A 21235-nucleotide genomic window follows, 5' to 3' on the forward strand; every position below is an offset into this window, starting at 1 on the left:
TCGCGTTTTGTCTTCACTAGGAAACGTCTGTGACGGGATTGTGTCCGGAAAAAGACAATTCCGGAGCGAGTGGTCTAGACAACTTTGGCGGTTGTCGTTCTGTTCGGCCGGGCTGGCTCCTGCCGCCGCCGTTGGTGGGGGACTGTCAGCTGAAAGGACGTTCCGGGCGCCGCGCTCGTGGTGCGCTCAGTTGTCGCCGAAACCGGCTTCGACGAGGTCGCGCTTGAGTTCATCGAGTTCCGTCAGGATGGCGATGAGCACCTCGCGCCGCGGGTCGTTCTCGGCCAGGTCGGCGAGCCGGTCCTGAAGCCTGAGGATGCGTGCGCCGAGGATGTCGTAAAAGCGGGCGGGGAGGTTCTGGCGCATGGGTGTACGCTCTGCGTGGATGTTTGAAGGCGGTGACGGCCGTGCTCGGCGGCTGCGCCCCGGGGAAAGGGGGGGCGTCAGGCTGCCGTGTGGAATCTTCGGGGAGGATACATCGATTCAGGGCCACATGTCGACGCTCTCTCCGGGGGCAGCCCGCAGGGCGCGATCCCGCAGGGCGGCGGCTTCCTGCCGCAGCGGGTCGCCTGCGGGCAGGGCGGACAGGGCCTGGTCGAGAAGGGCGACGGCTTCGTCGCGCCGTCCGCTTTGCAGCAGGCCCAGGGCTCTGGTGCTCATGAAGAGGGGGTTGCCGGAGTCCAGGGCCAGGGCCGTGCCGGACCATTCCAGGGCCTCGGCCGTTCGGCGTTGTCGCGCCAGGCTGTAGGCCAGGTTGTTCATGGCCTCGGGGTTGGCGTTGTTGCGCCGGAGGGCCTTGCGGTAGGCTCCCTCGGCCTCGGGCCACTGGCCCCGGGCCGCGTGGACGTTGCCGAGGTTGATGAGCGGCTGGTCCCAGGACGGGTCCTTGTCGGCGGCTTCGGCGTAGGCCTGCAGGGCCAGGTCCAGTTCCCCGGCCGATTCGTAGGACGCGCCGAGGTCGTTGCGTTCCCTGGCGTCGAGGGGGTCCGAGAGCACGACGATTCTGGGCGTCGCGCAGCCGGCCAGGAGCAGGGTCAGGAAAAGGATGGCGCGCACGGCGATGTTCACGGGTCACTCCACTACGAGGTACAGTCTGTTCATGCGGTTCCAGCCCTGCAACAGTTCGTCGTCGCGGACGTAGAGGCTGCCCCGTGTCCCGGCGTGCAGCAGGAAACCCCTTTCGTCGTGGCCGTAGACCACAAGGTAGTGGCCCTGGCTGAAAAAGGGGCCGCCCATGTCCGCCAGGACGATGACCGGGGAGCCGGCGTTCACGGCCTCCCGCAGGACGGTCGTGTCGCCGCTGCCCGAGCGCGTCGAGAAGCCCAGGGAGCGCGCGAAGTTCTCCATGTCGGGCAGCAGGGTGCGCTGCATGGCCGGGGTGTGGACGCGCCTCGTGACTTCGTCCAGGGGGATGTGCCGTCCGCGGAAGGCCAGGACCGAAGTCAGGGCCGCCGGGCCGCAGTCCGTCCTGCCGGTCTGCTGCACGAACGGCACGTCGAGGCGCACGGCTTCCGGTGCCGCGAACGAGGCTGCGCGGAATGCGGAGCCGAGCCCGCATCCCGCGCAGAGCAGAAGCAGGGCCAGATACGTGGCCCGGCAAAGGTTATTGGACGACAATGCGTCTGTCGCTGATCTTGAGGATGAGCACCACCAGAAGGACGATCAGCAGCACGCCGATGACCACTCCGATCACGCCGCCGCCCACGTCGTCCGAGAGGCTGGCCAGCTGGTGGAGCTGGTCGTCGCTCAGGGACCCGAGCTTGGCGCCCACCTCTTCGGGGGTCAGGCCGTAGTCGGCCAGGCGCTGGGCCACGACCTTCTGCTCCAGGGCGGTCTTTATGGACGCGATGTCGGCCGTTCGCTGCTCAATGGACTGACCCGTGGACAGTCGGCTCTGAGCCAGGAAGGCCGCCGCGTCGGTGGGGATCAGGGCGAGGAAGAAGTAGGAGAAGAGAACCGCCCAGCAGAGTCGGGGGTCGAAGAACCATTTGTGATGGACCATGATGCAGCCTCCTGAAAAGATTGGGTCTGAACAAGCAATGCGCAAAATCATGGCCCAAGATCCGGTTTCAGGTCAAGCCTTGGAGGTCTGTTTGGATTCTTCGCCGGAACCGCGTCAGCAACTCCCGCTGTCCAGGCATTCCCGGCTCGCGGCCAGGGCCCGCAGTTCCTCGGCCCGCAGGGGTCGCCCTGCGTGTCCGGCCTTCTCGCGGATGGCGTTCACCAGGCCGCCGATGGAATGCAAGGGCTTATTGAGGCCCATCTGCCGGAGCATGGTCCCGACGGCCCCGCGCCCGGCCTTGGCTCCCAGGCCCAGGACGCGGTTGGCGCCCGTGTGGCAGGGGTCGTAAGGCTCGAAGATGTCCGGGTTCTTTAAAATGCCGTCCACGTGCAGCCCCGACTCGGCCGCGAAGATGTCCTTCCCGGCCACGGGGCGGTTGCGGGCCACGGGGATGCGCGCGTGTTCGGCCACCAGGTCGCACAGGCCGCGCACGGCGTTCATGTCGTAGATCTCGTAGCGCTGCACGAGGCGCAGGTGGGCCGCCACCTCCTCCAGGGCCGAGATGCCCGAGCGCTCGCCGATACCCAGCACCGAAACATCCGCCCAGTGGGCTCCGGACTCCAGGGCCGTGACGGCGTTGGCCGTGGCCATGCCGAAGTCGTTGTGGCAGTGGATGGCGATTTCCATGTCCACGCCGCCGGCGAAGAAGCGCACCAGCTCGGCGATGCGCAGGGGCGTCATGACGCCCAGGGTGTCGGCCAGGCGGATGCGCGCCGCGCCCAGTCCCTTGGCCGTGCGGGCCATGGCCAGGGCGAAGTCCTGGTCGGCGCGGGTCACGTCCTCCAGGCCCACGCTGATGCGCCTGATGCCGCAGGAGTGGGCCAGGCCCACGGTCTCCTTCAGCATGCGCGTCAGCCCCTCGCGGTCCGTGCGCAGGCGCTCGGCGATGTGCAGGTCCGAGACGGGCAGACCGATGTTGATGGTGTCGATCCCCAGCCCCGCGGCACGGTACACGTCCACGGGCCGGCAGGGAGACCAGACGCTCAGGTCCGCGGTTACGCCCTGGGCGCGCAGGGCTCCCACCAGCTGTCCCAGCCCTTCCTGGCCGACCCAGCCCACCTCGATCTCCTCCACGCCCATGGCCGCGATGCGGCTGGCCATCTCTATGCGCACGGATTGCGGGACATAGTTCCCGAACATTTGCGCCCCTTCCCTCAGTGTCGTGTCGATCAGCATGCTACCTCCCGTGTTTGCCTCTCTCTGTGCACGGTCGATGCCAATCGTGGATCAGATACAACATGCCGGAAACATTGAGCGACATCATGTCGCAGATACCTGCGTCGCAACGGACGGAAGTGTCCGCGGCTACACTTTTGTCTTTGTAGGCAGTGTAGATCGAAGTTGTCCGAAATTGCCGGGCGATGTCTGAAATATGTGCTTTTTCAGTTAGTTATTTCAATTGTGGAGTTTTGGCACGACCGTTGCCCTAGGCTGGTCCAGGTACAGCACACCAAGCACACCACAACTCTCACATAAGGAGCACACGTCATGAGGAAGATCGCGATTTACGGAAAGGGCGGCATCGGAAAGTCCACCACCACGCAGAACACCGTCGCCGGCCTGGCCGAGATGGGCAAGAAGGTCATGGTCGTGGGCTGCGACCCCAAGGCCGACTCCACGCGCCTGCTGCTGGGCGGCCTGGCCCAGAAGTCGGTTCTCGACACCCTGCGCGACGAAGGCGAGGACGTTGAACTGGCCGACATCCGCAAAGGCGGCTTCAGCGGCACCTGGTGCGTCGAGTCCGGCGGGCCCGAACCGGGCGTCGGTTGCGCCGGCCGCGGCATCATCACCTCCATCAACATGTTGGAGTCCCTGGGCGCATACCATGAGTCCGAAGGCCTGGACTACGCCTTCTACGACGTCCTGGGCGACGTGGTCTGCGGCGGGTTCGCCATGCCCATCCGCGACGGCAAAGCCGAGGAGATCTACATCGTCTGCTCCGGCGAGATGATGGCCATGTATGCGGCCAACAACATCTGCAAGGGCATCATGAAGTACGCCGAGTCCGGCGGCGTGCGCCTGGGCGGCCTGATCTGCAACTCCCGCAACGTCGATAACGAGCGCGAGATGATCGAGGAGCTGGCCAAGAAGATCGGCACCCAGATGATCTATTTCGTGCCCCGCGACAACGACGTGCAGCGCGCCGAGATCAACCGCATGACCGTCATCGAGTGGAAGCCCGAAGCCCCCCAGGCCGACCACTACCGCAACCTGGCCCGGGCCATCGACCAGAACAAGATGTTCGTCGTGCCCAAGCCCCTGGAAATCGAGGAGTTGGAGCAGCTCCTGATGGACTACGGTCTCCTTGAAGCCGTCTAGGCGGTCGTCCACAAATCCGTTCTGGACTGCGTTGCGCCACGATTTCGAAGGGCTCATGGAGTCGGCTACACTTTGCCCTTCAAAATCGCGTCGCGCCTTGCCACAACGAATTTGTGAACGATCTCGGCGTGAAAGTGAAAAAATAACAAGAGTTATCGGAAAAACGAAGGAGAGAAAACATATGATCATGGTCAGAGCAATCGTACGCCCCGAAAAGTCCGACGACGTCCTCGCCGCCCTCATGGATGCGGGTTTCCCGGCGGTGACCAAGTATTCCGTGGCCGGTCGCGGCAAGCAGCGCGGCATCAAGATCGGCGAAGTGACCTATGACGAGATTCCCAAGACCATGCTCATGAGCGTGGTCAAGGCCGAGGACAAGGACTTCGTCATCAGCGTCATCATGAAGGCCGCCCGCAGCGGCGCCAAGGGCGCTTTCGGCGACGGCAAGATTTTCGTGAGCGAAGTGGGCGACGTCTACACCATCAGTTCCGGCATCTGCGACAGCGCCCCCGCAGGATACGCGAGCGCAGGGGCATAGCCATGAAAGAAGTGATCGCGGTCATCCGCATGAACATGATGAACAGGACCAAGAAGGCTTTGCAGGACGCGGGCGTGGTCGCCTTTTTTGCCCACGAGGCCTACGGGCGCGGCAAGGGCCTGGTGGATTTGAAGCCCCTGGAGGGGGCCAAGAAGGGGATCGAGGAGGCCGTGGCCGTGCTCGGCGAGAAGGGCAAGCTCTACCCCAAGCGTATGCTGACCGTGGTGGTCACCGACGACCTGGTGCCCGAGGTGGTCAGAGTCATCACCGACACCAACAAGACCGGCCAGCCCGGCGACGGCAAGATCTTCGTCCTGCCCATGATCGACGCGGTGCGGGTCCGGACCGGAGAAAAGGGCGCCAAGTCCATTGAATAGACCCGATTTCGACTGAAATCGGGACAGATAAGGAGAACACCATGGCATCGACTGCGAAAAAGCTCGTCAACTGGACGCCCACGGACGTGAAGGCGGAAATGCTCGCCAAGTATCCGCCCAAGGTGGCCAGGAAGCGTGCCTCCCAGATCCTCGTCAACGAGGCCCTCGGCAACGAGACGCCTGAAATATCGGCCAACGTGCGCACCATCCCCGGCATCATCACCATGCGCGGCTGCACTTACGCCGGCTGCAAGGGCGTCATCCTCGGGCCAACCCGCGACATCGTCAACATCACCCACGGCCCCATCGGCTGCGGTTTCTACTCCTGGCTGACCCGCCGCAACCAGACCGACGCGTCGGGCGAGGGCGCCGAGAACTTCATGCCCTACTGCTTTTCCACGGACATGCAGGACCAGGACATCATCTTCGGCGGCGAGAAGAAGCTGCAGGCCGCCATCCAGGAAGCCTACGACCTCTTTCACCCCAAGGCCATCGCTGTCTTCGCGACCTGTCCCGTGGGCCTCATCGGCGACGACATCCACGCCGTGGCCCGCAAGATGAAGGCCAAGTTCGGCGACTGCAACGTCTTCGCCTTCAGCTGCGAAGGCTACAAGGGCGTCAGCCAGTCGGCCGGCCACCACATCGCCAACAACAAGATCTTCAGCGAGGTCGTGGGCGAGAACGATGCCGAGAAGCCCGGCAAGTTCAAGATCAACCTCCTGGGCGAGTACAACATCGGCGGCGACGGATTCGAGATCGACCGCATCCTGAAAAAATGCGGCATCACCAACATAGCCACCTTCTCCGGCAACTCGACCTACGACCAGTTCGCCTCGGCCCACAAGGCCGACCTGTCCGCCGTCATGTGCCACCGCTCCATCAACTACGTGGCCGACATGCTCGAGACCAAGTTCGGCATCCCGTGGATCAAGGTCAACTTCATCGGCGCCAAGTCCACGGCCAAGTCCCTGCGCAAGATCGCGGAATACTTCGCCGACCCCGAGCTGACCGCGCGCGTTGAGGCGGTCATCGCCGAGGAGATGCCCGCCGTGGAGGCGGTCATCGCCGACGTCCGCCCGCGCACCGAAGGCAAGAAGGCCATGCTGTTTGTCGGCGGCTCCCGCGCCCATCACTACCAGGACCTCTTCGCCGAGATGGGCATGAAGACCCTGGCCGCCGGCTACGAGTTCGCCCACCGCGACGACTACGAAGGCCGCCAGGTCATACCGGACCTGAAGGTCGACGCCGACAGCCGCAACATCGAGGAAATCCACGTCGATGCCGACGAGAAGCGCTACGCCCCGCGCAAGAGCTCCGAGGACATGGCCAAGCTGGAAGCGGCCGGGTTCAAGTTCAAGCACTACGACGGCCTGATCCCGGACATGGAGCACCAGACCCTCATTGTCGACGACCTGAACCAGTACGAGGCCGAAAAGCTGGTCGAGATCGTCAGGCCCGACATCTTCTGCGCGGGCATCAAGGAGAAGTTCTCCATCCAGAAGCTGGGCGTGCCCATGAAGCAGCTGCACAGCTACGATTCCGGCGGTCCCTATGCGGGCTTCCAGGGTGCGGTGAACTTCTATCACGAGATCGACCGCCTCGTGAACAGCAGGGTCTGGGGCTACATGAAGGCGCCCTGGCAGGAAAACCCGGAACTCTCCGCGACGTACGTCTGGGAATAAGAGGAAATAATCATGCTACTTCGCCACACCCCCACTGAAATAAAGGACCGCAGCGCCTTGACCATAAATCCGGCCAAGACCTGCCAGCCCATCGGGGCCATGTACGCGGCCCTGGGCATCCACGGCTGCCTGCCGCACTCCCACGGCTCCCAGGGCTGCTGCGCCTACCACCGCAGCGCCCTGACCCGGCACTACAAGGAGCCCGTCTCGGCGGCCACCAGCTCCTTCACCGAGGGCGCCTCGGTCTTCGGCGGCGGCGCCAACCTGCAGACCGCCATCGAGAACATCTTCACGGTCTACGAGCCCGACGTCATCGCCGTGCACACCACCTGCCTGTCCGAGACCATCGGCGACGACCTGCCGCAGATGACCGACAAGGCCAAGAAGGCCGGCAAGGTCCCGGCCGGCAAGCACGTCATCTACGCCAACACCCCGAGTTACGTCGGCTCCCACGTCACGGGCTTCTCCAACATGGTCAAGGGCATGGCCAAGGGCTTCGCGACGGCCACGGGCAAGAAGAACGGGCGCGTGAACATCATCCCCGGCTGGGTCGAGCCCTCGGACATGGAAGAGGTCAAGCGCCTGGCCGCCCTCATGGGCCTGGACATCATCCTCTTCCCCGACACCTCCGGCGTCCTGAACGGCGCGCTGACGGGCGAGTACAAGATGTTCCCCGGAGGCGGCACCCCGGTCGCCGACCTCGTGGCCGCGGGCGACGCCATCGGCACCCTGGCCCTGGGTGAGTGGTGCTCGGCCGACGCCGCGCGCTGGCTCGACACGCAGTGCAAGGTCCCATGCTCGGTCCTGGATATGCCCTTTGGCCTGAAAGCTACGGACCGGTTCATCGACACCCTGCGCAAGGTCGGCGGCGTGAGCGTGCCCGATTCGATCGCCTTCGAGCGCGGCCAGCTCGTGGACCTCATCTCCGACATGCACCAGTACTTCTACGGCAAGAAGGTGGCCTTGGTCGGCGACCCCGACCAGGTCATCGCCCTGACCGAATTCCTGGTCTCCATCGATATGAGGCCCATGCACATCGTCACCGGCACGCCAGGGTCCAAGTTCGAGAAGCGCATCGACGAGATCACGGCCGAGGCCGGCTACAAGGCCAACGTCAAGGCCGGCGGGGACATGTTCCTGCTGCACCAGTGGATCAAGAACGAGCCCGTGGATCTCATCATCGGCAACACCTACTGCAAGTACATCGCCCGCGACGAGGACATCCCGTTGCTGCGCTTCGGCTTCCCCATCCTCGACCGCGTCGGCCACCAGTACTTCCCGACGGTCGGCTACAAGGGCGGGCTGCACATGCTGACCAGGATTCTGGACCTGATCCTGACCCGCACGGACCGCGACGAAACCGAAGAGAAGTTCGAACTCGTCTACTGATTGCCCGGCGGCGGGGTTTTTCCCGCCGCCACCCAAGGAGCCGATCATGACATTTGCGCCCCCCCAGAGAACCCGGCCCCTCGTGGCCGTCGCGAGCAGTTCTGGATCGACCGTGGACACCCACCTCGGACATGCCCGTGAATTCCGGATCTACGGCAGCGATGAGGGCGTGGTCGGCCTGATCGGCACACGGCCCGCGCCACAGCCCGGGTCCGGCGACGCCCGCTGGGAAGGCGTGGCCGAAATCCTTTCGGACTGCACGTACCTGCTGGTGGCCGGGGTGGGGCGCAAGCCGCTGGAAATCCTGGCCGGGCGGGGGCTGACGGTCATCGAGGCCGAAGGCTACGTGCAGAGCCTCGTGCGGCAGCTTTACGGCGGAATAGAGTAAAACATTTCATCATATTGGAGATAAAAATGGCCATTCCTGAAAGACAGATTCTGGTGTGTCAGAGCTTTCGCGTCGGCGGCGACCCCAAGGGCGTGTGCTTCAAGCAGACCGACGGCTTCCTGCAGTACCTGGAGGAGGAGATCCTGGCCCGGGGGCTCGACATCCTGATCACGGCCACGGGCTGCATGAAGCTGTGCGAAAAGGGCCCGGTCATGGTCGTCCAGCCCGACAACTGGTGGTTCGGCGGCGTCAGCAGCGAGGAAGCCATCGACGCCATCCTGGACGGCATCGAGGCGGGCGAGGCCTGTCCCGAATACCTGATCGCGTAACCTTTGTCCGTGCGGAGACGCTCATGCCCATCACCATCCGACACGCCCAGGCTGAAGACATTGCGGCCATGGCCGGCCTGCTCGGGCAGCTCTTTGCCATCGAAGCCGACTTCGCGGCCGACGAGCAGGCGCAGATGCGCGGGCTGTCTTTTCTCCTTCGCGCGGGCATCTGCCTTCTGGTCGCCGACGAGGATGGAGCGGTGGTGGGCATGGTTTCCGTCCAGACTGTGATCTCCACGGCCGAGGGCGGCCCGGTGGGTCTCATGGAGGATCTGGTGGTTGCCGAGGGGCGTCGGGGCCGGGGCATCGGTTCCCGGTTGCTCCACGCTGCCCTGGCCTGGGCCGGGGAACAGGGGATGACCCGCGTGCAGCTTCTGGCCGACAAAAACAACACAAAAGCAATTGAATTTTATGGTAAACACGGTTTTTGCGGCACGCAGCTCGTCTGCCTGCGCATCACACACCGATCGACGGCCGCACACCAAGGAGCACTCCATGAACCAGACCATACTCGATGAACGAAAAAGCCAGGTCCACCGCATCGGCGAAGAGCCCTTCGCCATGGCCTGCAACCGCCCGAGCCTTGCCGGCGCGGTCAGCCAGCGGGCCTGCGTGTTCTGCGGTTCGCGGGTGGTGCTCTATCCCATAGCCGACGCCCTGCACCTCGTGCACGGCCCCATCGGCTGCGCCACCTACACCTGGGACATCCGCGGCGCCATCTCCTCCGGCCCGCAGTTGCACCGCCTGAGCTTTTCCACGGACCTGCAGGAGATGGACGTCATCTTCGGCGGTGAGAAGAAGCTCGAAGCCTCGCTGCGGGAACTGATCAGCCTGCACAATCCCAAGGCGGCCTTCGTCTATTCGACCTGCATCGTCGGCCTCATCGGCGACGACATGGAGGCCATCTGCCGCCGCGTCGCGGCCGACACGGGCATCCCGGTCCTGCCGGTCATGAGCGAGGGCTTCAAGGGCAACAAGCGCGAGGGCTACACCGCCGCCTGCAAGGCCATGTTCCGACTGGTCGGCACGGGCGACACGGCGGGCATCTCCCCCATGAGCGTGAACATCCTGGGCGACTTCAACCTGGCGGGCGAGACATGGATCGTGCGCGAATATTTCCGCAAGATGGGCGTGGAGGTCGTGGCCAACGTCACGGGCGACGGCCGCGTGGACGACATCCGGCGCTGCCACGGCGCGGCGCTGAATCTCGTGCAGTGCTCCGGGGCGACCATGGAACTCGCCAAGATGATGCAGGAAAAATACGGCACGCCCTTCCACCGGGTATCCTACCTCGGCGTGGAGGACATGGCCGACTCCCTGTACAAGGTGGCCGACTTTTTCGCCGGGCATGACCCGTCCATCAAGGCCAGGACCGTGGAACTCGTCCGCGCGGAGCTTTCGGATCTCATGCCCAAGCTGGCCGAGCTCAGGAAGGACCTGGAAGGCAAGAAGGTCGCCATGTACGTGGGCGGGTCCTTCAAGGCCTTCTCGCTCATCAAGGCTTTTCGGCACTTGGGGATGCGGGTCGTGGTCGTCGGATCGCAGACCGGGACCGAGGAGGACTACAAGGAATTGGCCGAGATTTCCGACCCCGGGACCATCATCGTCGACGACGCCAACCCCCTGGAACTGGCCCAGTTCATCAAGGAGAAGGACGTCGACGTCTTCGTCGGCGGCGTCAAGGAGCGCCCCATCGCCTACAAGCTGGGCGTTGGCTTCTGCGACCACAACCACGAGCGCAAGATCGCGCTGGAAGGGTTCGTCGGCATGTACAATTTCGCCAGGGAGATCCACGCCTCGGTCATGAGCCCGGTCTGGAGGTTCATGCCCCGGCGTTCTCCCGCCCGCGCGGCCTGCGCCGCCAAGGAGGCCGTCAATGGCTGAGAACTACGTATCCACCACCAACGCCTGCAAGATGTGTACGCCCATGGGCGCGGCCCTGGTCTTCAAGGGCATCGAGAACGCCGTCCCCTTCCTGCACGGCTCCCAGGGCTGCGCGACCTACATGCGCCGCTACATCATCAGCCACTACCGCGAACCCGTGGACATCGCCTCCTCGGCCCTGGGCGAGAAGAGCGCTGTCTACGGCGGCGGGCCGAACCTGAAAAAGGGCATATTGAACGTCATGCGCAAGTACGACGTGTCCCTGGTCGGCGTGGCCACGACCTGCCTGACCGAGACCATCGGCGACGACGTGGGGCGCTATCTGAACGAGTTCCGCGAGGAGTTTTCCGACCTGTCCCTGCCCGAACTGGTCCACGTGTCCACCCCGAGCTACTCGGGCACGCACATGGAGGGCTGGCACGCGGCCGTGCGCTCCCTGGCCGATCAGGTGGCCAGGGAGAAGGGCAGGGCCCACGGCGGGGTGAACCTGCTGCCCGGCTTCCTCTCGCCGGCCGACTATCGCTTCCTGAAGGCCCTGGGCGAGCGGGCGGGCGTGCGCTTCACCATGCTGCCAGACCTGTCCGAGACCATGGACGGTGTGATCTGGGACGACTACCACTCCCTGCCCGACGGCGGCACCCCCGTGGCCGAGATCCGGGCCATGGGCGGCGCGGCCGGTACTGTCGAATTCGGCATGTCGGGCGGGCTGTTCGAGTCCGCCGCCGGGGTGCTGGAGCGCAAGTTCGGCGTGCCGGCGCGGCGGACCACCATGCCCATCGGCTTGCGGGCGACGGACAGGTTCATGGACGTCCTGGCCGAGTTCGCGTCCTGCGACATGCCGGCCAAGGATGCCTTCGACCGCGGCCGCCTGCTCGACGCCATGGTCGACGGGCACAAGTACATCTTCGGGAAAAGGGCGGTGGTCTACGGCGAGGAGGACTTCGTCGTGGCCCTGTGCTCCTTCCTGGGCGAGATCGGCGTGCAGCCGGTCCTGGTGGCCACGGGCGCCAAGAGCGACCGGTTCAAGGCCGCCGTGACGGATGCATTGGCCGAGGTCTGCCAGACCATGCCGGTCATCCGCGACGACGCGGACTTCAAGGACATCGAGGACGAGGCCGCCGCCCTGAACCCCGACCTGCTCGTGGGGCACAGCAAGGGCTACAAGCTGGCCCGGGCCAAGAACATCCCGCTCATCCGCGTGGGTTTCCCCATCCACGACCGCTTCGGCGGCCAGCGTATCCTGCACGTCGGCTACGAAGGGGCGCTGGCGCTCTATGACAGGCTGGTCAACGCGGTTCTGGAGAAGAGTCAGGATGAGTGTCCGGTGGGGTATGGGTATTTGTAGACGGTTTTTTTGAAGTGCCGGGGTTGAAAAGCATGGATTCCCGCCTTCGCGGGAATGACGCGTGGAAGATGCGGCAGGCTGTGCCTGGTTCCTTGGCGGATTCCCGATCAATGCGCGAACATTGCGCTTCACCCCGATGTCATTCCCGCGAAGGCGGGAATCCATCTTCGGATTTCATAAGCGTCTCAGGCGCACCAACATACAAGGGAGGACACCATGTCCGAAGCCAAAGACAGATCCAAGCATCCCTGTTTCAATAAGAGTTCCTCCGGTTCCTGCGGCCGTGTGCACCTGCCCGTGGCGCCTGGCTGCAACATCCAGTGCAACTACTGCAACCGCAAGTACGACTGCGTGAACGAGTCCCGCCCCGGCGTGACCAGCGCCGTGCTTCCGCCGGACAGGGCCGTCGAGTACCTGGATGAGGTGCTGAAGAAAGAGCCGCGCATCACCGTGGTCGGCATCGCCGGGCCGGGCGATCCCATGGCCGAGGCCGAGAAGACCATCGCCACCATCGAGCGCATAAACGCCAAGTACCCAGACATGCTCTACTGCCTGTCGTCCAACGGCTTGGCCCTGCCCGAGCATGTGGACAGGCTTGTCGAGCTTGGCGTGACCCATGTCACCGTGACCATGAACGCCGTGGACCCCGAGATCGGGGCGAAGATCTATTCCTGGGTGCGCGTCGGCAAGGTCGTGTACCGGGGTGTGGAAGGGGCCAGAATGCTCCTGGAGCGGCAGCTCGAATCCATCCGTCTGCTCAAGGCCAAAGGCGTGACGGTCAAGGTCAACAGCATCATCATCCCCGGCGTGAACGACGGGCATCTGGCCGAAGTGGCCAGGGTGGCGGCGGAGCTCGGGGCCGACATCCAGAATCTCATCCCCCTGCACCCCACGGGCGATACGCCGTTTGCGGACATGGAGGAGCCGTCGAAGGAACTGGTTCACGAACTGCGGGCGAAAAACGGCCAAATGATCCCCCAGATGACCCATTGCCGTCGCTGCCGGGCCGACGCCGTGGGCCTCTTGTGCTCGGACCGCTCCAGCGAGCTCATCCCGACCCTGAACGCCCTGGCCTGCGGCGGTAAGAAGAACGCCAAACCCTATGTGGCCGTGGCCACCCGTGAAGGCATGCTCGTCAACATACATCTGGGCGAGGCGCCGTCCTTCCAGATTTGGGCGCCTCAGGGCAAGGGCGCGCGCATGATCGAGGAGCGGGCCGCGCCGGAGGTTGGCTGCGGGCCGGACCGCTGGCACAGACTGGCGGAAATCATGCACGACTGTTCCCTCGTCCTGGTCGAAGCGGCGGGCAAGCAGCCCAAGCAGGTCCTGGGCGAACACGGGATTTCGGTTCTGGAATGCAACGGGCTCATCGCCGAGATTGTCGCAGAGCATTTCCAGGGCGGTGACATTACCCGCTACAGAACCCGCCACCACAAGGCCGGCTGCGCAGGGATGGGAACGGGCTGCGGATGATCCGCTTCGGCGGGAGTTCATGTCCCGAAACGGCGACAGGGCGGCTTGTCGCCGTTTTCGCCTTTCTGCGCGCACACGCAGTGCCGATGTGGATGCGGATCGTTCGGATTTTCGTTCTCGCCCGTGGTGGAGATTGTTGGGTGTGTCCTACAGATGGGCGCCACGGCAACAGCGTGCGGAAAGCCCTTGTATCCTCTCGCATTGCGAGTGTTTTTTTGCCGCTTCAGGTTGAAATGCATGGTGTTTTGCTGTAAGACATGAGCGTCTGCAGGGTGGTTTGTTGCCGCCATGGCGACGATGTGAAGATCTAGTGTGTTGAATTTGCAGATTAAAGTCTGTTTTTTTGACCGCATTCTTCCTTGACCTGTGTCTGCATCAACCGTATGGCAAGGCCCATGAAGAAACAAGCTTTTCTGAATTTTCTGTGTTTTCTTCTTGTCGTTGCAGTTTCCGCCAGCCAGGCCGGGCCCATCGCGGTCGCCACTGCGCCCTCCGGCTCGCATGTCTATAGGGCCTCCATCGCTCCGCGGCCCGAATCCAAGCCCGCCAGTCCGTCCGCCAAGACCGAGCAGGTCCAGGCTCCGGCAAAGGCCCCGGCGAATGTCGCTTCGGTTCCGGCTCCGGCAGCCAAGAAAGTGAAGGCCCAGCCTGCCAAGTCGTTGAAGAAGACCAAGGCCGCGGCGTCCTCGAAGAAGTCCGGGTCCGCCAAGACCGTGCAGAAGACCAAGGCCCCGTCGGCTGCGAAGACCAAGTCCGCAGCCGTCAAGACCGCTGCCCCAGCCAAGAAGAGTTCCAAGAACGTTGTGCGTCGGTCCGTTTCCGCGCCGTCTCCCGCAATGGCGCAGACTGTCGAGGCTCCCGTGACCGAAGCGCCTGCGGACGAAGTTGCCACGGTCGAGGCCGTCATGCCTGACGCCCAGGATGCACCGGCCGTGGCGGCCGTCGAACCGGACGCCGGGATCAGGGTCAGGCCCCCGGCCGGTGATGACGGGACGGCGTCGGCCAAGGATCTCTTTCTCAACGTCAAGTCGGCCATTCTCATCAACATGACCACGGGCCAAGTCTACTACGAACACAATGCGGACAGGACCATCCAGCCCGCCTCCATCACCAAGCTGCTGACGCTCTATCTGATTCGCGAAGCCATTGCCCAGGGCCGCATTTCGGCCTCCACGCCCATCCCCGTCAGTACGGCGGCTGTCCAGACGGGCGGCTCGCGCATGCGCCTCAAGCGCGGGGAGAAGGTCCCCCTGAGCGAACTCATCAAGGGCATCAGCGTGGTCTCGGCCAACAACGCCTGCGTGGCCGTGGCCGAGTACATGGGCGGCGGCGACCCGTCGAAGTTCGTGGCGCAGATGAACGAAAAGGCCAGAAAGATCGGCATGACCAGCAGCCGTTTCAGGAACCCCAGCGGCCTGCCCGACAGGGCACAGCTCTCCACGGCCAGGGACATCGCCAAACTTTCCATGAACTATCTGCGCAGCTTCCCCGAGTCGCTGCAGATTCACTCCATGACCACCCACACCTTCCACGGGTCGACCCACCGCAACGCCAATTCGCTCCTGAAGACGTACAAAGGGGCGGACGGGCTGAAGACCGGCTTCGTCTGCGAGGCGGGTTACAACATCACCGCCACGGCCAAGCGCGGCAACACCCGCCTGCTGGCCGTCGTGCTCGGCGCGCAGAATTCCGCCGTGCGTCAGCGTGAGACCGCCAAACTGCTCGATTTCGGGTTCAAGCGGGTGGAACGTGAGAACGGCCTCGGCAACCGGGCTTCAGGCCCGTCCAAAAAGCCCAAAGCCTGAACCGGGCGACAGGGGGATCTGAGCCCCGAAAGACGAAAAGGGATTTTGGCGACAAAATCCCTTTTTTTGGCTCATCCGGTCAGAGCGTCCAGGCTGTCATTGGATGCCCACTCACGTCGTTGAATGTTGAACCGAGCGCATCGCCACAAGTGCCCCGTCATCGTCATGTATAGACCCGCCCTCAGTGTCAAAACATTTTGCAACAAACGAGAGGAATGCAGTCATGTATCCGGCATCTGGTCACTGAGACCGTGCCCTGATGAAATCCGCGCTTTGGAATCCAAACATTGCGACGGCATGTTTCTGCCGATGACGCTTCCGGAGTTTCCCAAAGCCGGTTCGACCGTTTGTGCATCATGTTTTGCGGCACTCCACAGGATGAGTTTTTTCGCGTTTATCCACAGTTGGCTGGCGCGGCCCTTGCGTGGGACATCCAAAAAAATGTCGCATAGCAAGGGCCGTGACAGCCCCGGCATATCTCAGTTCGTTGCCTTTGCTGCCTGATATTCCTCGCCTCGTGCCAATACCGCCCAGGCAATTCGAGCGGTTTTGTTCGCCTGAGCCACTGAGGCCACAAATTGCCCTCGTCGAGCAACCACTCCTTGAAGCCACGCCTTGCGTTTATCATTGGCTGTTTCCACAATGCCGGACCAAGCCCGGCAAACATTCCGAGCCCCCTGTATCAACAGTTTGCGGATGTATGTGTTGCCTCGTTTGGTGATGCCAAGAAGTTTCTGTTTTCCGCCGGAAGAATGCTCTCTGGGCGTCAACCCCAAGTATGCAGCAAGCTCTCTGCCGTTTTTGAACTGTTTGGCATCGCCCACATGGGCAACAAGCGCGGAGGCTGTCACTGGGCCAATACCAGGTACCTTCATCAGTCGAGTGCAATGCTCGTTGGCTTTTGTGATTGCCTCCATCTTGTGATCCAATTCGGCAAGACGTTCGTCAGCCTCATGGAGTTCTGTGTAGAGGTCGGAGAATAAATCACGAGCCTTGATGCTTAATCCGTTCTGAGGATCTTCCACAATTTCCGGTAAGCGCTTGCGTACATGGGTGATGCCTTGAGGCAAAATGATTCCTTTTTCGGACAGAAGACCGCGTATCTGGTTCGCAAGGGCGGTTCGGCTTTTGAGCAACCGCTCACGGACACAATGCCAGGCAGACATGTCTTGCTGCTCTTCAGTTTTGACCGACACAAAACGTGTTGACGGTCGTCCTGCGACTTCACAGATGGCCCGGGCATCCGCAGCGTCAGTTTTATTGTTGATAACGAACGGCTTCACGTGGCGAGGCGAAATCAAACCTACAGTGTGTCCCAGTTTCTGTATCTCCCGCCCCCAGTAATGCGCACCTCCGCAGGCTTCCAAGCCCACCGTGCAAACGGGAAGGTTGGCAAAAAACGCCAGAACATCCTTTCTGTTCAGCTGCTTGTTGAAAACGTCTTTTCCGTGCTTGTCCACGCCGTGCACCTGGAATTTATGCTTTGCGATATCAAGCCCAATACGGCATACTTGTTTCATGACCCGCCTCCCAGATTAAGTGTTTGGAGATACTCACTTATGGCACATTCGATGCCGTTATGCCATGGGCATATGGGGGGCGGGTCTATCCCATCATTGCGAGGAGTCTTCGACGAAGCAATCCAGATATTCGGTGGATAAAGGCGGACGAGGCATGGATCGCCACGGCGAAGACGCCTCGCGATGACGGGTTTCCACAATGATCCATTCTGGTTGAGCACGTCCAGAGTTGACTGTCGCGACGGACAATCCCATGGACGCGCAACCCTGATGGCCCCTTTTTTCTTGATCAGATGGCTTGGTTATGGCGACTGCGGTCCGGAATGAACGATTCCGGTTTCTGCAGCAGGGCTCAGGTAAATCAGGACTTCTGCGTGGCGGCCTGCTTGAGGGGCAGGAGATCGTCGAACTCGATGCCGATGTAGAAGAGGCCCATCAGGGATACCTTGTCGAGCTGTCCCCAGCGCACCGTGCCATGCACCTCCTCGAGGCCCCCGAAGCGGTCCGCTTCCGATTCCGCACCTGTGGCGATGATGACTCTGGCGCCGGTGGGGAAGTCGTAGTCGGCTTCAATGAGCACCCCGCCTCGACCGATGTTGATGATGCGGGCCGAGATGAACATGTCGGCTTCCTTCTCGGGGATGACGCGGCATGGGAGCAGGCATCCGTACCGTTCCCATTTTCTGTTCCGGGGCGTCTCGTCTGGCATTGGTGGTCCTGGGATTATGAATGTACGAGTGACGAAAAATCAGTATCTCCCCATACCTTTAGAAGACAAGGGGATACAAGACAAGCAGAATACGGCTTGTTTATTGTTCAGTCAGCACAATTCGTGTCGGCAGCTCCGCCTCCAGGGCGACGCCCACATGGTAGCGGCCGCGCCCGGCCGTCGCCTGGCTCCAGCGAACGGTGCCCCGCATGGTTTCGGCGAATTCGAAGAGCAGGGAGTCATTGCCGTCCTCAAGGGTGATGGACACGCGCTCGTTGGCGATGAAATTCTGCTCCGCGGCGAGCATCAACCCGCCTGGGCTCAGGTTGACGATGCTGGCCCGGGCCGGGTTCGGGATGCCGTCGGCATAGCTGATGAGGCATTGCACCTCGACGGGCTGGCGCTCCCAGCGTCGATTGTTGCCGGTCATGGGTTCTCCTCGGCGTGTTGCAGGTTCTGAAGATCGGGATCCGGTGCGGGCCGGACCAACTGTCTGGGAAGTTGCGGCCGGGAAGAGTCGCATTTTGGATAAAGCGCGGCACGCACATCGTCGGGACCCAATATGTACGTGTTCGAACCGTTATTCAAGGCAATCTTCGTCAGCGAAGCCGGGTGCGGTTGCTTGTGAAAGGATGGAGCGTATGGCGTGGCTGCCAGAGAAATGGATACGCGGCGCAGGATCGAGGATGGAAAACTGCCCGGGCTTTGATGTTCAGGGCCCGGGCAGAGGTGGTCGCGGACGCGGTTAGAGGACGAACTGCCAGAACGGGATGGCGATGAAGGCGATGAATACGCCTGTTAAAATCATGCGCACGGCCAGTACCTTGACCATGTCCCTGAAGAGCATGAAGCCTGAGCTGAAAAAGTAGAGAAGAACGGCGTATTCATATGGGAAAATATAGTTATCCAGACCGTACTGGAATGCATAGTACAGGATTCGCGGATTCATTTCCATCTGGACACCGAGTTCGACCAGGGGCGAGGTCATGGTCGTCGTCGCAGCCAGGGGGGTCAGCAGGAAATTGGCCAGGGCGCCCAGGACATAGGCGGACGTTCCGGCCGTAGTCGGGCTCATTTCGTGGAAGTAGGGCAGGGTCATCTCGGCGATCCACTGGGTGACCTTGAGGTGTCCGCCGGCGCTGCCGATGGCCATGCAGCCCATGATGAAGAAGAGCGGCGCGAAGTTGATCTTGCTGAAGCGGTCTCCGTTCATGAGGTTCAGTCCGGGCAGGAAGGAGACGAAGGCGACCATGATCAGTACGAGACCGGCGTTGATGCCGTGCAGCGTGTCCGTGGCCAGCAGGACCAGGGTCAGAAGCATGAGTATGCTGGCGATCTTCTGCTGTTTCGTGACCGGACCGAGTTCCTTGAGCTTCGTTTCCAGAATGGGGCCCAGCGCCTTGCGGTCGACTTTGGAGGGCAGCATGAACATGACCAGTCCGACGGACATGACCGTGTAGATGGTGCCGGGGATGAAGTTGTGATACGCGTACTGCATCCAGGCCGTCTTGGTGTCCATGACTTTATCCGCCAGACCCATGCCCAGGACGAGGTCCGCGCCGCCGGTCAGGTAGCAGAGCTTCGTCGAAGCCACGGCCAGGCAGGTTCCCAGGATGACGGCCGTCGCTTCCCTGCTCTTGGGCTTGAAGTCCAGGGCTTCGCACAGGCTGATGGCGATGGCGCAGAAGATGGCGGCCTTGCCGGTGATGGCCGGGACCAGGGGCGCGACGATGAAGACGGCCAGAGTCAGCCCCCACAGCGCGCCGACGAAGCTGCCGCCCATGGCCCGCACGCAGGTCAGGCCGATGCGCTTGCCGAGCCCCGTCTCCTGCAGGATCTTGCCCAGAGTGAAACCGCCGATGACGATGATGGGCACGTCAGACGTCCAGGGACCGTAGGCGACCTTCTGCGGCACTCCGCAGATGACGATGTAGAGTACCGGCAGCAGGATGCCGACGGCCACCTCGTTGATGATGTCCAATGCCCAGACGACGACGGCCCAGGCCGTGACTGCAAGGAACATCGCCATGGGCTGGGTTACGGTCTGGCCGTCGATGGGCAGCATGAAATAGACGAGGAGGGGGATGATAAGACTGCCGGCCCATTTGACCAGGGTTCCTTTTTCGAGCACAGACTGAGTTACGGCCATCGGATGTCTCCTTTGAGTGAAATTTGATTGGCGGAGAATACGGGGGCGGCGGCAACCGTGCTGTAACAAACGCCACATTTTTCGAGGTTGACATCGACTATTGTCATTTTTTTCACGATTTCGCCTGGGATGGCGCGTCCACGTTCAACCTTCGGAATCCTGGCGCGTTCGGGAATCTTCCCGCGACAAGCCGCAATCCTGCGCACGTGAGCCTGAGGAGTGGCCGATGACAGCGGACAAAATCGATGGCGGACTCAAGGAACTGGAGTTTTCGCGCATACCTTCCGTCGCGGAATGCTGGCGCAGGGTCCTGTCCCAGGGTCGGCGGATGAAGTTTGCCAAAGGAACCCACATCTCCTCCTATGGGACGGACGCCGGTACCCTTTATTATCTGGAGCGTGGAGAGATCTGGCTGACCCGCTCGACCATGGACGGCCGGGAAAAGATCATATGGGCCATCGGCCCCGACTCCCTGTTTGGCGAAACCCCGTTTTTCGACGAGCTCCCGGCTCGAAGCGCCATGGTCGCGGCCACGGATTGCACGGTTTACGCCTTTGCCCGGCAGTGCGTCCTGTCGCAGATTCTGCCCGCTCACCCCGATCTCATGTTGGCCCTGTTCAGATCCCTCGCCCTGAAAGTTCGGGTGTTAAGCAATCAGGCCGTCAGTCTGAGTCTTGACGACCTGCCGTCCCGCATCTGCAAGTATCTGCATCTGCGCCGGCAAGACGACGCCCCGAAGAAAGGCCCCCTGGTCGTCTCGCCCGGCCTCAACCAGCAAGACCTGGCCAACCTCTTGGGCGTGCACCGGGTCACGCTGAACAAGTCCCTGCGCGAACTGGAGAAGTCCGGTGTCCTGGGGCCGTATTCCCGCAACGAGGTCTACGTTCTGGACAGGAATCGGTTCGATGAACTGGTGCGGCAGAACGAATAGGTCGATCCCGGCGAGGTTTTTCAGCCCTCTCTGCGCCGTCTCCGCTCTTGCAGAGATATAGGTATGGATCGCGTCCGTATCTGTCCGCTGCTTCCGGCGTTACACGTCGTGAACCGGCCGGCAATCGAATCCCCCGTCACAGATCATGCGGATCACGGCGTTTTTCTGCCTTGATTTTCCCTCGCGGGCTTCTCTGCCCAAAGCTCCCCTTGGCCTGAATTCATGACGAATTTGTACGGATTGTAACAAAAGCAACAGCGTTTGCCACGAGAATTCCCTTAGGTCGTTCTTGGTTTCACAAGCGGTTCGCGGTCACGCTCCGTTGTCGTGATTGC

The 21235-nt window shown here is 62.4% G+C and carries 22 protein-coding genes; 13 read left to right on the forward strand and 9 right to left on the reverse strand.

The window, feature by feature from the left end:
* Positions 1–186: 186 nt before the first annotated feature.
* The 5 genes from ACYQ3G_RS07860 to ACYQ3G_RS07880 all read right to left on the reverse strand — a co-directional run bounded on the left by ACYQ3G_RS07860 (position 187) and on the right by ACYQ3G_RS07880 (position 3238).
* Entirely contained in the window at positions 187–366 is a 180-nt protein-coding gene (locus ACYQ3G_RS07860) for a hypothetical protein (RefSeq protein ID WP_459824485.1), read from the reverse strand.
* Between the two features lie 117 nt (positions 367–483).
* Positions 484–1068 carry a tetratricopeptide repeat protein gene (locus ACYQ3G_RS07865; protein WP_459824486.1) on the reverse strand — a complete coding sequence of 195 codons (585 nt, stop codon included), beginning with the start codon at positions 1066–1068 and terminating at the stop codon, positions 484–486.
* 3 nt (positions 1069–1071) lie between these two features.
* A complete protein-coding gene (locus ACYQ3G_RS07870) occupies positions 1072–1617 on the reverse strand; it encodes a cysteine peptidase family C39 domain-containing protein (protein WP_459824488.1) in 546 nt (181 codons plus the stop codon).
* Positions 1604–2002 carry a PA2779 family protein gene (locus ACYQ3G_RS07875; RefSeq protein ID WP_459824491.1) on the reverse strand — a complete coding sequence of 133 codons (399 nt, stop codon included), beginning with the start codon at positions 2000–2002 and terminating at the stop codon, positions 1604–1606. Before ACYQ3G_RS07875 ends, ACYQ3G_RS07870 begins: the two co-directional genes overlap by 14 nt.
* Before the next feature lie 114 nt (positions 2003–2116).
* Positions 2117–3238, reverse strand: a complete 1122-nt coding sequence (locus ACYQ3G_RS07880; RefSeq protein ID WP_459824493.1) for a LeuA family protein — start codon at positions 3236–3238, stop codon at positions 2117–2119.
* 312 nt (positions 3239–3550) lie between these two features.
* Here ACYQ3G_RS07880 and nifH point away from each other — a divergent pair, with 312 nt between their 5' ends.
* The 12 genes from nifH (at position 3551) to ACYQ3G_RS07940 (ending at position 15591) form a co-directional block, all read left to right on the forward strand.
* Positions 3551–4381, forward strand: a complete 831-nt coding sequence (nifH, locus tag ACYQ3G_RS07885) for a nitrogenase iron protein (RefSeq protein WP_459824496.1) — start codon at positions 3551–3553, stop codon at positions 4379–4381.
* A gap of 181 nt (positions 4382–4562) precedes the next feature.
* A complete protein-coding gene (locus ACYQ3G_RS07890; protein ID WP_459824498.1) occupies positions 4563–4919 on the forward strand; it encodes a P-II family nitrogen regulator in 357 nt (118 codons plus the stop codon).
* Positions 4920–4921: 2 nt separating this feature from the next.
* On the forward strand, positions 4922–5296 hold the full coding sequence (locus tag ACYQ3G_RS07895) for a P-II family nitrogen regulator (RefSeq protein ID WP_459824501.1): 375 nt from the start codon (positions 4922–4924) through the stop codon (positions 5294–5296).
* Between the two features lie 41 nt (positions 5297–5337).
* Positions 5338–6978, forward strand: coding sequence for a nitrogenase molybdenum-iron protein alpha chain (gene nifD, locus ACYQ3G_RS07900; RefSeq protein WP_459824504.1), 1641 nt, complete (start codon positions 5338–5340; stop codon positions 6976–6978).
* 12 nt (positions 6979–6990) lie between these two features.
* Complete coding sequence (gene nifK, locus ACYQ3G_RS07905) at positions 6991–8367, forward strand: nitrogenase molybdenum-iron protein subunit beta (protein ID WP_459824507.1); 1377 nt, start codon at positions 6991–6993, stop codon at positions 8365–8367.
* A 46-nt stretch (positions 8368–8413) separates the two neighbouring features.
* Positions 8414–8755 carry a NifB/NifX family molybdenum-iron cluster-binding protein gene (locus tag ACYQ3G_RS07910; protein ID WP_459824510.1) on the forward strand — a complete coding sequence of 114 codons (342 nt, stop codon included), beginning with the start codon at positions 8414–8416 and terminating at the stop codon, positions 8753–8755.
* A gap of 26 nt (positions 8756–8781) precedes the next feature.
* Positions 8782–9084 carry a (2Fe-2S) ferredoxin domain-containing protein gene (locus tag ACYQ3G_RS07915; RefSeq protein WP_459824513.1) on the forward strand — a complete coding sequence of 101 codons (303 nt, stop codon included), beginning with the start codon at positions 8782–8784 and terminating at the stop codon, positions 9082–9084.
* A gap of 23 nt (positions 9085–9107) precedes the next feature.
* Complete coding sequence (locus ACYQ3G_RS07920) at positions 9108–9602, forward strand: GNAT family N-acetyltransferase (protein WP_459824516.1); 495 nt, start codon at positions 9108–9110, stop codon at positions 9600–9602.
* The gene (nifE, locus tag ACYQ3G_RS07925; RefSeq protein ID WP_459824519.1) at positions 9580–10968 is read left to right on the forward strand and encodes a nitrogenase iron-molybdenum cofactor biosynthesis protein NifE; all 1389 of its coding nucleotides are present in this window, start codon (positions 9580–9582) and stop codon (positions 10966–10968) included. Before ACYQ3G_RS07920 ends, nifE begins: the two co-directional genes overlap by 23 nt.
* Positions 10961–12313: a nitrogenase component 1 gene (locus ACYQ3G_RS07930; protein WP_459824522.1), complete on the forward strand. Its 1353-nt coding sequence runs from the start codon at positions 10961–10963 to the stop codon at positions 12311–12313. Before nifE ends, ACYQ3G_RS07930 begins: the two co-directional genes overlap by 8 nt.
* Before the next feature lie 216 nt (positions 12314–12529).
* Positions 12530–13786 carry a nitrogenase cofactor biosynthesis protein NifB gene (gene nifB, locus ACYQ3G_RS07935; RefSeq protein ID WP_459824525.1) on the forward strand — a complete coding sequence of 419 codons (1257 nt, stop codon included), beginning with the start codon at positions 12530–12532 and terminating at the stop codon, positions 13784–13786.
* Between the two features lie 395 nt (positions 13787–14181).
* Positions 14182–15591 carry a D-alanyl-D-alanine carboxypeptidase family protein gene (locus tag ACYQ3G_RS07940; RefSeq protein ID WP_459824528.1) on the forward strand — a complete coding sequence of 470 codons (1410 nt, stop codon included), beginning with the start codon at positions 14182–14184 and terminating at the stop codon, positions 15589–15591.
* Positions 15592–16070: 479 nt separating this feature from the next.
* Here the strand turns inward: ACYQ3G_RS07940 and ACYQ3G_RS07945 are convergent, their stop codons facing one another.
* The 4 genes from ACYQ3G_RS07945 to ACYQ3G_RS07960 all read right to left on the reverse strand — a co-directional run bounded on the left by ACYQ3G_RS07945 (position 16071) and on the right by ACYQ3G_RS07960 (position 19969).
* Positions 16071–17111 (reverse strand): IS110 family RNA-guided transposase, encoded by a 1041-nt coding sequence (locus ACYQ3G_RS07945; RefSeq protein ID WP_459822339.1) that lies wholly within the window; start codon positions 17109–17111, stop codon positions 16071–16073.
* 361 nt (positions 17112–17472) lie between these two features.
* On the reverse strand, positions 17473–17820 hold the full coding sequence (locus tag ACYQ3G_RS07950; RefSeq protein ID WP_028577392.1) for a PilZ domain-containing protein: 348 nt from the start codon (positions 17818–17820) through the stop codon (positions 17473–17475).
* Positions 17821–17920: 100 nt separating this feature from the next.
* On the reverse strand, positions 17921–18250 hold the full coding sequence (locus ACYQ3G_RS07955) for a PilZ domain-containing protein (protein WP_028577391.1): 330 nt from the start codon (positions 18248–18250) through the stop codon (positions 17921–17923).
* 315 nt (positions 18251–18565) lie between these two features.
* Positions 18566–19969: an SLC13 family permease gene (locus ACYQ3G_RS07960; RefSeq protein WP_459824532.1), complete on the reverse strand. Its 1404-nt coding sequence runs from the start codon at positions 19967–19969 to the stop codon at positions 18566–18568.
* Between the two features lie 226 nt (positions 19970–20195).
* Between ACYQ3G_RS07960 and ACYQ3G_RS07965 the strand changes: the two genes are divergently transcribed.
* Entirely contained in the window at positions 20196–20900 is a 705-nt protein-coding gene (locus ACYQ3G_RS07965; protein ID WP_459824534.1) for a Crp/Fnr family transcriptional regulator, read from the forward strand.
* Positions 20901–21235 lie beyond the last annotated feature (335 nt).

It is taken from the genome of Desulfomicrobium salsuginis, assembly GCF_054657795.1.